Source organism: Aurantibacillus circumpalustris (assembly GCF_029625215.1).
GTDB lineage: Bacteria > Bacteroidota > Bacteroidia > B-17B0 > Aurantibacillaceae > Aurantibacillus > Aurantibacillus circumpalustris.
Window position 1 is genome coordinate 2052889 of record NZ_CP121197.1, and the last position, 11563, is coordinate 2064451.

The 11563-nt window shown below is 34.4% G+C and carries 16 protein-coding genes; 9 read left to right on the top strand and 7 right to left on the bottom strand.

Features of this window, described 5'->3' with window-relative positions:
- On the bottom strand, positions 1 to 738 hold the full coding sequence (gene ric / locus P2086_RS08535; protein WP_317900029.1) for an iron-sulfur cluster repair di-iron protein: 738 nt from the start codon (positions 736 to 738) through the stop codon (positions 1 to 3).
- Positions 739 to 753: 15 nt separating this feature from the next.
- The gene (locus tag P2086_RS08540) at positions 754 to 1191 is read right to left on the bottom strand and encodes an RrF2 family transcriptional regulator (protein ID WP_317900030.1); all 438 of its coding nucleotides are present in this window, start codon (positions 1189 to 1191) and stop codon (positions 754 to 756) included.
- 189 nt (positions 1192 to 1380) lie between these two features.
- On the opposite strand from P2086_RS08540, the gene P2086_RS08545 reads away from it, so the two are divergent.
- The gene (locus P2086_RS08545; protein ID WP_317900031.1) at positions 1381 to 1845 is read left to right on the top strand and encodes an acyl-CoA thioesterase; all 465 of its coding nucleotides are present in this window, start codon (positions 1381 to 1383) and stop codon (positions 1843 to 1845) included.
- Positions 1805 to 2272, top strand: coding sequence for a hypothetical protein (locus P2086_RS08550; RefSeq protein WP_317900032.1), 468 nt, complete (start codon positions 1805 to 1807; stop codon positions 2270 to 2272). Before P2086_RS08545 ends, P2086_RS08550 begins: the two co-directional genes overlap by 41 nt.
- A 28-nt stretch (positions 2273 to 2300) precedes the next feature.
- Here the strand turns inward: P2086_RS08550 and P2086_RS08555 are convergent, their stop codons facing one another.
- Genes P2086_RS08555 through P2086_RS08575 form a run of 5 tightly spaced genes read right to left on the bottom strand, consistent with a single transcriptional unit; the run spans position 2301 to position 7301 of the window.
- Positions 2301 to 2483, bottom strand: a complete 183-nt coding sequence (locus P2086_RS08555; RefSeq protein ID WP_317900033.1) for a hypothetical protein — start codon at positions 2481 to 2483, stop codon at positions 2301 to 2303.
- Between the two features lie 2 nt (positions 2484 to 2485).
- On the bottom strand, positions 2486 to 3694 hold the full coding sequence (locus P2086_RS08560; RefSeq protein ID WP_317900034.1) for a proline dehydrogenase family protein: 1209 nt from the start codon (positions 3692 to 3694) through the stop codon (positions 2486 to 2488).
- A gap of 2 nt (positions 3695 to 3696) precedes the next feature.
- Positions 3697 to 5073, bottom strand: a complete 1377-nt coding sequence (locus tag P2086_RS08565) for a cbb3-type cytochrome c oxidase subunit I (RefSeq protein WP_317900035.1) — start codon at positions 5071 to 5073, stop codon at positions 3697 to 3699.
- Positions 5070 to 5483, bottom strand: coding sequence for a c-type cytochrome (locus P2086_RS08570; RefSeq protein ID WP_317900036.1), 414 nt, complete (start codon positions 5481 to 5483; stop codon positions 5070 to 5072). The genes P2086_RS08565 and P2086_RS08570 overlap by 4 nt, the downstream gene beginning before the upstream one ends.
- A 12-nt stretch (positions 5484 to 5495) precedes the next feature.
- A complete protein-coding gene (locus P2086_RS08575) occupies positions 5496 to 7301 on the bottom strand; it encodes a hypothetical protein (protein WP_317900037.1) in 1806 nt (601 codons plus the stop codon).
- Positions 7302 to 7450: 149 nt separating this feature from the next.
- Between P2086_RS08575 and P2086_RS08580 the strand changes: the two genes are divergently transcribed.
- The 7 genes from P2086_RS08580 to P2086_RS08610 all read left to right on the top strand — a co-directional run bounded on the left by P2086_RS08580 (position 7451) and on the right by P2086_RS08610 (position 11441).
- Positions 7451 to 8011, top strand: a complete 561-nt coding sequence (locus P2086_RS08580; RefSeq protein ID WP_317900038.1) for a fasciclin domain-containing protein — start codon at positions 7451 to 7453, stop codon at positions 8009 to 8011.
- A 558-nt stretch (positions 8012 to 8569) separates the two neighbouring features.
- Entirely contained in the window at positions 8570 to 8980 is a 411-nt protein-coding gene (locus P2086_RS08585; RefSeq protein WP_317900039.1) for a hypothetical protein, read from the top strand.
- A gap of 23 nt (positions 8981 to 9003) precedes the next feature.
- Positions 9004 to 9588 (top strand): TetR/AcrR family transcriptional regulator, encoded by a 585-nt coding sequence (locus tag P2086_RS08590; protein ID WP_317900040.1) that lies wholly within the window; start codon positions 9004 to 9006, stop codon positions 9586 to 9588.
- A 6-nt stretch (positions 9589 to 9594) separates the two neighbouring features.
- Positions 9595 to 10299 (top strand): peroxiredoxin, encoded by a 705-nt coding sequence (locus P2086_RS08595; RefSeq protein WP_317900041.1) that lies wholly within the window; start codon positions 9595 to 9597, stop codon positions 10297 to 10299.
- A 1-nt stretch (position 10300) separates the two neighbouring features.
- Positions 10301 to 10699 (top strand): hypothetical protein, encoded by a 399-nt coding sequence (locus P2086_RS08600; RefSeq protein WP_317900042.1) that lies wholly within the window; start codon positions 10301 to 10303, stop codon positions 10697 to 10699.
- Positions 10696 to 11157, top strand: coding sequence for a hypothetical protein (locus P2086_RS08605; RefSeq protein ID WP_317900043.1), 462 nt, complete (start codon positions 10696 to 10698; stop codon positions 11155 to 11157). Before P2086_RS08600 ends, P2086_RS08605 begins: the two co-directional genes overlap by 4 nt.
- Positions 11154 to 11441 carry a cupin domain-containing protein gene (locus tag P2086_RS08610; RefSeq protein ID WP_317900044.1) on the top strand — a complete coding sequence of 96 codons (288 nt, stop codon included), beginning with the start codon at positions 11154 to 11156 and terminating at the stop codon, positions 11439 to 11441. Before P2086_RS08605 ends, P2086_RS08610 begins: the two co-directional genes overlap by 4 nt.
- Positions 11442 to 11563: the final 122 nt, after the last annotated feature.

Below are 11563 nucleotides of genomic sequence, written 5' to 3' on the forward strand. Positions count from 1 at the left end.
TTAGTTTATTTCACAAGAAGAAGGGCTGCGTTCTTCCTCCATGGCAATTGCTTGAGGGAATAAAATATTATTTTCTAAATGAATGTGTAAATGCAAATCATTTTCAAACTCCTTTAAAAGAGCATAGGTGACGCGAAAAGTATTACAGGCTTCTTCAGGTGGCGTATAGTTATTAGTCAGTTCAGAAATTTTCCTGAAACGTTCTCCTTCAGTATCATGTTCCTCTTTCATCATGGCAATAGGATTTTGAACGGTTCCAAAATGTGGAGCAAAAGAATCGTCGGCAGTTGCTACTGCCATTTTTCTAATATATGGGAATAAGATTAACTCCTCTTTCTTCATGTGAGCAGCTAACATTTGAGCCGACTCATTAAAACTATCCATGATTTCTTTTAGTTCTGGAAACATTTTACCGTGTACGGAGTTAATTTTAGAAAGATACTGCTGAAGAACTGGTGTTTTCTCCTGTACATAACGGTGATGTTTCTTTTCTATATAATCAGCCAGTAAATCTATTGGCCACGCTTGATAATCTATGACAGAATTTTCTAAACTTTTCTCTATGTCTAATAAGTCTTTAATGAGTGCGTTTTCGTTGATATTCTTTTTTTCACAAACATCGTGTATGGTTTGATTTCCTTTACAACAAAAATCGATTCCATATTTTGCGAATACTTCAGCAGTACGATAATCCTGAGCTACCAGCTCTCCAATTACATTTTTTTCAGTGATTTCCATTTTATATATTTTTAGTTAGTATTTTAAACAGGTTAAACCTTCTTTTAATCCACTTGTCATTTCTTGTAGACTTGTGTTTTGAAGCATCGATATGAGGTCACTCTTTATATATTTGTACTTATCGTGAACTGGGCAAGGATGTTTTTGCGAACAAGTTTTAAGGCCCAATACACAAATTTTATCACTAAAACCACCATCTATCGCAATCACAATATCCTCCAGACGTATTTTATTAAGTTGTTTTTTATCTATTTCAAAACCGCCCATGGCCCCTTTAATAGAGTTTATTATTTTATGCTTAACCAGCATTTGTAGAATTTTGGCAGTAAATGCTTCCGGCGATTCTATCTCAGCTGAAATATCTTTCAGATTTGGTCTGTTTTCTTCAAGCGATTGGGCTGCTACATAAATAGTAGCGCGTATTCCGTATTCGCAGGCCTTCGAAAATATCATTGTGTTTTTTTACAAATTTAGGGTAAATAATTCATATCGGATGTATTTATCCGATATAATTTTCAACCGGCAATTGTAAATAGTGTTAAGACTTTTAAATCAGCCGATTGCAACTTTTAACACTGCTTTATGACTTATCTCATATTAAAGTTTGTTGCACTCTTTACTTTAGTGGTTTACTAATTTTGAATGGAAAAAATTAAAACGTCAAAAAATTCTCTGGTTATTACAACGGAAGTGGTCTGCCCAAACGATGTAAATCCAATGGGAATACTACAAGGAGGTCGATTGGTTCAGTGGATGGACTTGTCTTCGGCTATCTGCGCTCAGAATCATGCTGAAAATATTTGTGTTACCGCTTCTATTGATAGCGTGAGTTTTAAGGCACCGGCAATGATAGGCGATATTATAACAATAAAATGTATGGTGACACATGCATTTAAAACATCGATGGAAATTTTTGTTCAAGCGTGGAGTAAAAAAGTAAAAGATAACAAAATGAAACTCATTAATGAAGCTTATTTTGCCTTTGTAGCTATTGATGAGCAAGGTAAACCAATGAAGGTACCACCCTTTAAACCATCCAATAAAGAAGAAAAAATAAAATTCGATAATGCTGAAAAAAGAAGAAAACTTAGACTTAAAAAATCTTGAAAATGCAATCCCAGAAAACATTAGTGATTTTTTTAAACAAAACAGGGTAGCTACTGTTTGTTTCACCGATACTAAAAATGTGCCGTATTGCTTTACAGGTTTTTTCGTTTTGAACAATGGATCTGCGACACTTGTGTTTAAGTCATCGTATGGTACAAGTCACGAAGATTCTACCTTGTTTAGTTCAATGGTTTCAGGTACAGTTTTACCAGAACAATTAGATGTACTAAAAATAAAGGGGATACAATTTACCGGGAGGACTCTGAATCAAGAAGAAATTATAGACGAATATATTTCCATGTATTACAAAAAATATCCCTTTGCAAGGGTGGTGGGTGGTTATATTTGGGCTGTTAGTTTGCAGTCTATAAAATTCACTGATAACACTCTTTTGTTTGGAAACAAAACTAAATGGTTTTCAAAATAAATTTCTGAATTTTATTGGGATATCAATTTTACGAATGAAGAACCATAAAGAACAAAAAACCTATACCAATTAAATAGGATACAAGTATTGCTTTTAATCCTATTGTCACCTGTTTCTTACTACTAACACCGATTCCCATTATGTATCTACCAAGTAAAACACAAGTGGCAATCCAAAGAACTCCTAATAATAAATAAAATCCTATTTCCATGTTTATGCAGGTTTTAGTTTTCTGATTTCTTTTCCTAAAAATTTTCTTCGAGTTAGTTCGTTACGTAACCGTAATAATTCGCTTGTTAGCTGTTCACCAATGGATGAGTTTTCTTCCGCTCTTCTTATCAAATAAGGAATTGCTTTTTTTACTTCACCATAAGGAAGGTATTTCGAGGAATTATAGCCTTTGGCAGCAAGATTAAAAGTTAGGTTATCGCGCATACCATATAATTGCGAGAACTTTACTTTTTTATAAAAATCGTGAATGGCGTACTTGTCAATAGTAGCAACGGCCAATAGATTACTTTGCTCATTATGAGAGGCAATGCAGGTATATACCCATTCGTGTTGACTTAAACAGATCTCAAGCGCTTTGTTGAAGGCAGCGTCTGTTTCTAATTTTGTATTAAATACCGGACTTGTTCTTCCGTCTTGCAAAGCTCTTATTCTTTCTTTTTCTACATAAGCACCCCTTACGAGTTTAATGCCGGGATGGTAGTTTTTTAATCTAGAATCAGCAATCATTTTATTCAAATAGATTAAACGATCAGTAAGGTACATTTGCAGGGTGTTATAAATAATGGCTTCCTCCTTGTTATATTTTTCCATCATGGATTCAACAACCAGATCGAAAATATCCTGCATATTTCTGTCTTCTGCATCAAAATACACGGTAACTTTATTTTTAGCGGCAGCCGCACAAATAATGTCAATACGCTTTAGGAATTTTAAATAGCGTTCATTGTCCGGCAATTTATTATTTAAAGCCAAGCCGTTTAATACAATAAAATAATCAATTTCTTCAAGGCTTGTAAATTTCACACTTACGGAATTTCCCGGAGCTTCCTGACCTAATTTAAAAATGTTTTTTACGATAATCATTTTATTTCTCCGAAATACCCTTTGCGTTTTTTCGCCTTCTGCTACATAATCCAAAACAGATTTTACATGGTATGTTTCTAGTTTTTTAATAGTGGCGAATGCTTCGGTAATATTTTCTCCAGAGCAAAACACTTTGAAGACACTATTCTTTATTAAACCTTTTAACGGGATGTTATATTTTAAAATACCATTTGCAAAAAAGGATAATGTTTTAACCCACGCAGGATGTTTTAATAGTTTAAATATGTAATACGTGAAACGGAGTTCTCTGTTTTTTTTATAACCGAAGGCAGTGCTTAGATTATTTATGTTTAGACTGTTTTCCATTTTTAATTGGTTATTGGTGTTTGGTGAGCATAGGTGTTTTTTTCTGGTTTTACTTTATAAACACAACGAAAATGCGCTTTTACTAAGGTGAGTGCTAAAGAGGTTAGACTAATCAATAAACCCACACCGGCAATTCCAAATAACACAAACCAAAAATGAAGTCCTTCCATCATTTTGCTAAAGGGAACTTGTTGTAGACTCATTTGCCAAATTGCTTTTTTTATTCCTGCAATATTTAGAGAGAACCAAAAAATTAGTAAGCTGATTTGAGAAAACCAGAACACGCGATTTAGTCTTTGAATATTGAAATTGAAAAATTCACATTTAGTAGTTAGAAACTCAAAACACGCAGCAAGCAAAATCATGCTGTTTATTCCAATAGTCGTTCCCATGGCATGTGCAACTGTTACATGCGTGCCGTGTGTGTAAATATTTATTGCTGGAATTGACATTAATAGTGCTTGACCAATGTTAAGAAAAACCCAAATATCAGCCGCCATTAAAAAGCGGTAAGGAAAATAATGATAGTGCTTTTGAGCGTCGGTAACTGATTGACGCCAAGTGTAAATGATGCGCGCAAAAATAATCCACTCTGTCATCGTTACAGCATAACCGATGTAACGAATGTAGGCTTCTGTGGGCAAGGTATAAACATGATGACCCCAATTAAACATCAAGTTAAATAAGCCAAGAAAATACATGGCGAAAACTAATTTACTTCTACCTATGTTAGTATTTTTACTAATCCTTTCCATTAAAAAAAAGGCAGTACCGTATAATATTTGGTTCCACGAACCAACCAATGAGCCATTCACTTTCCATTGAATAGTCATATCTGTGACAAAATGATCTCTAAAATAGGGGATCATCCAAAGATAATTTTCGATAAAGGTGAATAAGAAAAAAACAATTCCCGTCATCCACATCCAAACATAAACTGGCCACTGCTTAATAGTGAGTGCACTTCTTATGAAGTTTACGATAAAGAGCAACCATGCTATTGCAATTGGCAAAGCCCATATAGGATTAAACTCCCAGTATTCTCTTCCACCAAAATCTTCAGTGAGATAAGAATATAAAATTCCTACAATAGCTACTAACCACAAACACCATTGGATAAAAGCTATTACAACTGAAATTTTCTTTTTGCACACAATCTCTATCCCGCTGTAAACACAACCGCTTGCCCCTAAAATTATCCAAAACATTACTGACGTAACATGCATTGGTCTTAGTGATATAAATCCCAGACTGTCTTTTAGATTACCCGGCAACACGTAGTTTAAGCTAGCCAGAACACCTACTAATAAACCAAACATTAGCATGATCAGTGCAGTGATCAGAAATAATTTGCCGGTATTTATCTGCTTAAACATCATTTACGCTCAATCATGCCGTTTGATTTAATATTAAATTGACGCGGATCGGCCAAACCACTTGCGTCGGTTGACTTTAAAAATTCAATTAATTTATTTTCTTCTTCTAGTGTTAGATGAAAAGATGGCATTTGTGTGGTTCCCGATTTTAGTAGCGCTTTAATCCATAGCTCACCTTTGCCTTTTACAGAATATATGTTGGTAAGATCGGGGCCAAGATAACCTCCTAATCCGTAGAGTTGATGACAACTTTGACAATTGTATTTTTGCCATACGAGACGGCCTTCTGAAGCAGTTTTAATGTCAAAACTTGTTTTGGATTTTTCGTTAATGGGAGTTAAATAAATGCTAAAGGAATACACTAAAAATAAAGCGGATAGAAACAAAAATACATGTATTGGTTTAAGTTTCATTTTTATTTTTCGTTAAACTTTAATAGTCTGATGAATAGGAACCAGTTCTAATCTTGCTTTTTGTTCAAATAATTGTGCTCTCATTTCAAGAGCTATTTCATCTATCATTTTTAAGTCAGGAATTAGCGCTGAGTAATACTCGATCCCATTCAATAAGTTTTGTTTAAAAGAAGAGAAATATGATTTTTGTTTTTCAGTGATGCTCTTCAACGAGGTTTCTACTTCCTTTTTTAAATAATCGACATAAATTTTTAATTCGTTTACAAAAACATGTGGGCGTTTTAAAGAATTCAGGATATTGGTTCTTCCATAAATATGATCTACCATTTCTTTTAAGGTGTATACGCCTGAAAAATAGGCTAGGTTAGGGCCAGGACAAATAGCTACAGCTTTTAAACCATGAGAAAGTTTGGTTTTATTGACGATGAGGGACGCGGTTCCTAAACCTTCACATAAACAATCTTTCTCAATAATTTTTGAGATAATGGTTTCTAACTCTATTGGATCTAAAACTTGAGACTGCACCTGTTTAATTTTTAAATTTTGATATTCTCTTGATGCTGTGCAAATGGGTTTTTCCGTGAACTCTGTATTCGTAGAAAGAAATTTTTTATAACAAGGACTTCCAGGTCTGTTTTTAAGTATTCTGGTTTTTCTTTGAGTTTCAGAACTACTGTGTTTAAAATTATTAAATGGAATGCCTAAAGGTGAAGAGTGACTTAAAAAATAATCACTTTGTTTGGCAGTTGCTAGTTTTTGAACAGTTTCTTCGTCAACCGCTGTTACTTCAGGCACAAGCAAAAAAGGACTTCCCCAACCTGTGGCATCAAGGTTATAATATTTCATCAAAAAATTGTTTTCATTAGCAGTGCCAATACCACCTTGAACGGATATTTTAATACGCGGAGGTTCCGCAAATTTTTTGCCTTTAAGTGTAAGTACTTCTGAACAGGTGGTATAGAGTTCGCTAAATAACTTATGGCGATTAAATTTAAACTCTTCTAAAATAGGGCCAAGTAATAAGCCTTCCGTGGCAAATGCATGTCCACCACAATTTAAGCCTGATTCAATTCTATATTCGGAAACCCACAATCCTTTTTTTGCAAAGAATTTCCCTTGAATTAATGCTGATCGGTAGTCACTTACTTTTAAAATAATTTTCTTTTTTAAAACGCCATTGATATCCGGATAAAAATCTTCAAATTTTTCACAATAAGTATATAAGCGTGGATTAAGTCCCGCAGAAAAAACAACAGAAGAAGAAAGGTTGCTTGTAGCAAATCCCCTTAGAGCTGATAAAGCATCGGAATACTCCTGACTTAGGGTCTCTCCGTTAGAATCATAGTTCACTTTATCAACCTTGGTCATAATGTTAACGTCAACAGATCCAGGGTGTACTAAATTTCTTAAATTTTTTTCTGCCAATTCTCTTTCTGAGCCTCTGAGGTCGAGTGTCTGACGATACATTGATTTTGCTATAGAGTCTTCTGGAAGCAGCTCGAAGTATTTTGTAAGATCGCTTTCTTTTTCAAAAGACTGTTTAAGAAGGTGGGCTATATTTTGACTTACTATTTCTTGAACAAGATTTAAATAGGCTCTTATTCTTTTTGCCCGAGAATCCTCAACGTCTGCTAATATGGGTTTATATACTATGTTGTTATTTCTGCACACAACTTCCCGCATTTGTTCTATTAGGTGATCTTCTACAATAGATAACACTGAGGATATTCCAAAATGAGCAACCTTAATAGGAGTATCTATTGTAAAACCTAAACCCATTACAGGAATATGAAATGTGTGATCGTGCGTTGATTTCATGATTTTGATGTTTGTGCAAATGTACTACTTATCTTATATCGGATCAACATATCCGATATAAAATATATCACCTATTATTATGATTTATATCATACTGTTTTTATGAATTGTACTGTTACTTTGAAACATAAAATTTAAAACAATACAATATGAAAAAGGTAATAAAGAGTATATTAGCTCTATGTGTAGTTAGTCTGGCCAGTTGTGGATCAGGAACTGATGAAGCACAAGTACAAAATTCAACTACAGAACCTTCAGAACAAGGTGCAGGACAATCAGGAGTTGTTGATGCTGTGTCTAATCCAAATGTTGTCCAGGTTGCCATAGGAAGTAAAGATCACACTACTTTGGTAGCAGCTGTAAAAGCAGGTGAATTGGTGGACGCCTTAAGCAATGCAGGTCCATTTACGGTATTTGCACCTACCAACACTGCCTTTGATAAATTACCAGCAGGTACTGTTGAAGGACTTTTAAAACCTGAAAAGAAAATAGATCTTCAAAATATTTTAGGATACCATACTTATGTAGGAACTCTTAAAACGGAGTATATGCAAGATGGTCAAGAATTTGATATGGTTTTTGGTGGAAAAGTAAAGATTGTAAAGAAGGACGGAAAAGTTTTTGTAAACAATTCTGAAATTGTTGCCTCTATTCCAACTTCAAATGGAATAATTCACGTAATTAATGATGTATTATTACCACCACACTAATTATTAATCAAAGCTAAGACTTTACTACTGTCCTATTGTAGCAGCGATTGAATAGTAGAAGGTTTTAGTTCCCATTAAAAATTAATACTTTTTTCATTTCAAATTTTTTGGGTATTTGATTAATTAAAAGGTTGTCTTAACGGACAACCTTTTTTGTTTTAAGCTAGGTTTATTTTTAGCTATGTAAGGACCCAGGTGCACAGTCGTTAATTTAGTCAAACTCGTCCCTGAGCACCTCGCTACGTTTTTCTTCTGCGGCCTTTGACGACTATTTTGATCGAGGACTTGATCCGTAAGGATACTATTTCTAGTCGACTTTACTTATCAGTATGACCCCTGTTAATCGTAACCCAGCGAGACACTACACCCAATGTGGGACAAACTTCAAATGCAGTGATTGGCCACCTCCTGTTATGATCTTTATAATATTTTGAAATCTCTTTGAAAGGACAAACTTGACAGATATCATATCCGTGTGTAACATTCATCACATTAATAATAGGAACGTTGATTTACTTTTGTGAGTGAATATTTACAAACCTGATAAATACAAACAAAATGAACGGCAAAAACAACATCGCAATTGGGTTCCTAACAATGGGACTTTTTATGGCTTACGGTTTTCTGTTAATTTACCTCCGTGACTTTGCTCCGGGAAAAGAAGAATGGATAAACTCATACAGTATCGGAAAACATTTTGAAACAAGACTGGCTCATGTGCATGGCAACTTGTTTGCTTTTTTAAATATCCTGATTGGTTATCTACTTCTACACTTTAGAGATAAACTTCAAAACGTGAAAGCCATTTCTTGGCTGGCACTTACTGGTCTGTTAATGCCAATAGGAATATTAACAGAAGTGTATTTTGGTTTGCCTCCTGCTTTAGTATTAATCGGGGCAATTGCAATGACCGGCTCAGTAGTTTGGTTAGGAGTTGCCTTTTTGAAAATGAAATCCGTTACTCAGTAACTAATAATCTTTAAAAATTAACAATGACAGCAACTATTTCTGCTAGACAACTTGAAATTATTGAAGCAGCAGGTAAAATACTGACTGCTTCGGGAGTAAGTGGCCTAACAATTAAGAACCTTGCCAAGGAAATGGAGTTCTCGGATAGCGCTCTTTACAGACATTTTTTGAGCAAAGAAAAAATAATAATTGCACTACTTGATTATCTTGCTGCAAACATAGATGAGCGCTATTCTAATGCTATTAGCAATCAGCTAAGCACTGAAGAAAAATTTAAAATGCTTTTTCAAAATCAGTTCATGTTTTTTAGTAAGAACCCTCATTTCGTGGTAGCCGTTTTTTCTGATGGATTATTGGAAGAGAGCGACCTTATAAATAAAGCTATTCAGAAAATAATGGTGGTAAAAATGAAGTACCTCAAACCCATTATTGTGGAGGGGCGGAAAAATAAAGTTTTTAGCAAATCAATCCCCGAAGAAGATCTGATTCATATTGTTATGGGAGCTGTTAGGCTTCAAATGTACAAATGGAGAGTAGCAAACTTTCAATTTGATAATATCAAACAAGGAAATAAAATGATACAATCACTATTAACACTAATTAAATAAAAACATATGGAAACAACGCAGCAACAAGAAGTAAGCGCAATGCCACGAATTGGGGACAAGGCCCCAGAATTTAAAGCTATCACAACGCAAGGAGAAATTAATTTTCCTGAAGAATATAAAGGGAAGTGGGTAATTCTTTTTAGCCACCCAGCAGATTTTACACCAGTTTGCACATCAGAGTTTATGACTTTTGCAAAAAGAGAACCCGAATTTACAGCCCTTAACTGTCAGTTAGTAGGCTTATCGATTGATGGATTGTATAGCCACATTGCATGGTTGCGCACAATCAAAGAAAAGATAGAATATAAAGGGATGAAAAATATCGAAGTGAATTTTCCTTTGATAGAAGATATCACCATGGAAGTAGCCAAAAAATATGGCATGATTCAACCAGGCGAAAGTTCTACCAAAGCGGTAAGAGCCGTATTTTTTATAGATCCCAAAGGAATGATTCGTGCTATAATTTATTACCCACTTTCTATGGGTAGAAATTTTGATGAATTGAAAAGAGCATTAATTGCTATGCAAACAGCCGACACCTACAATATTGCTACTCCAGCCGATTGGCAACCAGGTGATGATGTAATTGTTCCAACAGCGGGTTCATGCGGGGTTGCAAAAGAAAGAATGGAAAGCACTGATGGAATAAAATGTTATGATTGGTTTTTTTGTACCAAACCTTTGCCATTAGAAAAAGTAAAAACTAAGTAGAATGAAAAAAAAACTTCCTTATTTATTGGCAATCATCTTAACTGGCTTTGCTTTATTGACATTATTTCTGAGCGCATCGGTAATATTCGATTTATTTGGCATTAGAGCTAAGGAGGGCAATTATGTTTTGTTTGTGGTTTGGTCAAATTTTATAAGTAGCATTCTTTATCTGTTCGCTGCATTTGGATTTTTTAAAGGCAAGAAGTGGACGGCGAAATTGTTAGGAATTTCGACATTCATTCTAATCGCGGCGTTTGTCGGTCTTAAAATTCACGTCAACTCTGGTGGAATGTACGAAACCAAAACAATCAGTGCCATGATTTTTAGAATTTCAGTCACGCTAGTTTTTACAATCATTGCTTATTTCACAACAACTAAAACAACAACAAATAAATTATGAAAAAGATAACAATTTCAATAGCAGCAATCAGTTTTCTCCTTTTTAGTTGTGGCAACGCAACCGACGAAAAGCTAGAAGAACAAACTACAACGGTTACCCATGAAGAACATCATCACGAGAATGAAAGTGAGGTAATTAAATTAAACAACGGAGAAAAATGGAAAGTGAATGCTGAGATGATGCCTTCCATTAAAAATATGGAAAAGGATATCAATGATTTTTCAATTACTGAAGAAAAAGACTATAAATCATTAGCTGAAAAATTACAAAAGAATATTAACCTACTTACTTCAAGTTGCACAATGACAGGCGAAGCCCACGATGAACTGCATAAGTGGTTGTTGCCATACATTGATTTGGTAAAAGAGTTTTCTGAAGCTAAAGACGAAACTGAAGCGTCAAAACAATTTAAAAACATTCAAATTTCATTTGCAACCTTTAATCAATACTTCCAATGAACATAAAACAATTACATACTCAGGAAAAACCAGTTTCAGCTATCTCACTTTTTAAAAGTGAATTAGGAAATGCAACTGCTATACAAATTTTGCAAGGCGAAACGCTGAAAGAACATATTACCAAGATTCCTGCGCTTTTAATTTGTGTTGAAGGCGAAGTAGTTTTTGAAAACGAAAAAGGTATTAAAGAAACACTAAAGTCGGGTGATTTTGTAAACATTGAACCTATGGTAAAGCATTGGGTTGAAGGAACAGTTAAAAGTCAATTAATACTCATAAAGTAAAAAAATTGGTAATAGTCAGTAAAAATTTACAATAGTATATAGCAAACCCTGCCATAAAACGCTTATCGGACGCTACGCAAAGGTCGTGTTGTTTAACGAATAGTTAAGCCTAAAAGCATAGT

What these genes read in the sequence shown, in the direction of transcription:
- ric (WP_317900029.1), bottom strand. Translation starts at nt 738, where the DNA reads ATGGAAATCACTGAAAAAAATGTAATTGGAGAGCTGGTAGCTCAGGAT.
- P2086_RS08540 (WP_317900030.1), bottom strand. Translation starts at nt 1,191, where the DNA reads ATGATATTTTCGAAGGCCTGCGAATACGGAATACGCGCTACTATTTAT.
- P2086_RS08545 (WP_317900031.1), top strand. Translation starts at nt 1,381, where the DNA reads ATGGAAAAAATTAAAACGTCAAAAAATTCTCTGGTTATTACAACGGAA.
- P2086_RS08550 (WP_317900032.1), top strand. Translation starts at nt 1,805, where the DNA reads ATGCTGAAAAAAGAAGAAAACTTAGACTTAAAAAATCTTGAAAATGCA.
- P2086_RS08555 (WP_317900033.1), bottom strand. Translation starts at nt 2,483, where the DNA reads ATGGAAATAGGATTTTATTTATTATTAGGAGTTCTTTGGATTGCCACT.
- P2086_RS08560 (WP_317900034.1), bottom strand. Translation starts at nt 3,694, where the DNA reads ATGGAAAACAGTCTAAACATAAATAATCTAAGCACTGCCTTCGGTTAT.
- P2086_RS08565 (WP_317900035.1), bottom strand. Translation starts at nt 5,073, where the DNA reads ATGATGTTTAAGCAGATAAATACCGGCAAATTATTTCTGATCACTGCA.
- P2086_RS08570 (WP_317900036.1), bottom strand. Translation starts at nt 5,483, where the DNA reads ATGAAACTTAAACCAATACATGTATTTTTGTTTCTATCCGCTTTATTT.
- P2086_RS08575 (WP_317900037.1), bottom strand. Translation starts at nt 7,301, where the DNA reads ATGAAATCAACGCACGATCACACATTTCATATTCCTGTAATGGGTTTA.
- P2086_RS08580 (WP_317900038.1), top strand. Translation starts at nt 7,451, where the DNA reads ATGAAAAAGGTAATAAAGAGTATATTAGCTCTATGTGTAGTTAGTCTG.
- P2086_RS08585 (WP_317900039.1), top strand. Translation starts at nt 8,570, where the DNA reads ATGAACGGCAAAAACAACATCGCAATTGGGTTCCTAACAATGGGACTT.
- P2086_RS08590 (WP_317900040.1), top strand. Translation starts at nt 9,004, where the DNA reads ATGACAGCAACTATTTCTGCTAGACAACTTGAAATTATTGAAGCAGCA.
- P2086_RS08595 (WP_317900041.1), top strand. Translation starts at nt 9,595, where the DNA reads ATGGAAACAACGCAGCAACAAGAAGTAAGCGCAATGCCACGAATTGGG.
- P2086_RS08600 (WP_317900042.1), top strand. Translation starts at nt 10,301, where the DNA reads ATGAAAAAAAAACTTCCTTATTTATTGGCAATCATCTTAACTGGCTTT.
- P2086_RS08605 (WP_317900043.1), top strand. Translation starts at nt 10,696, where the DNA reads ATGAAAAAGATAACAATTTCAATAGCAGCAATCAGTTTTCTCCTTTTT.
- P2086_RS08610 (WP_317900044.1), top strand. Translation starts at nt 11,154, where the DNA reads ATGAACATAAAACAATTACATACTCAGGAAAAACCAGTTTCAGCTATC.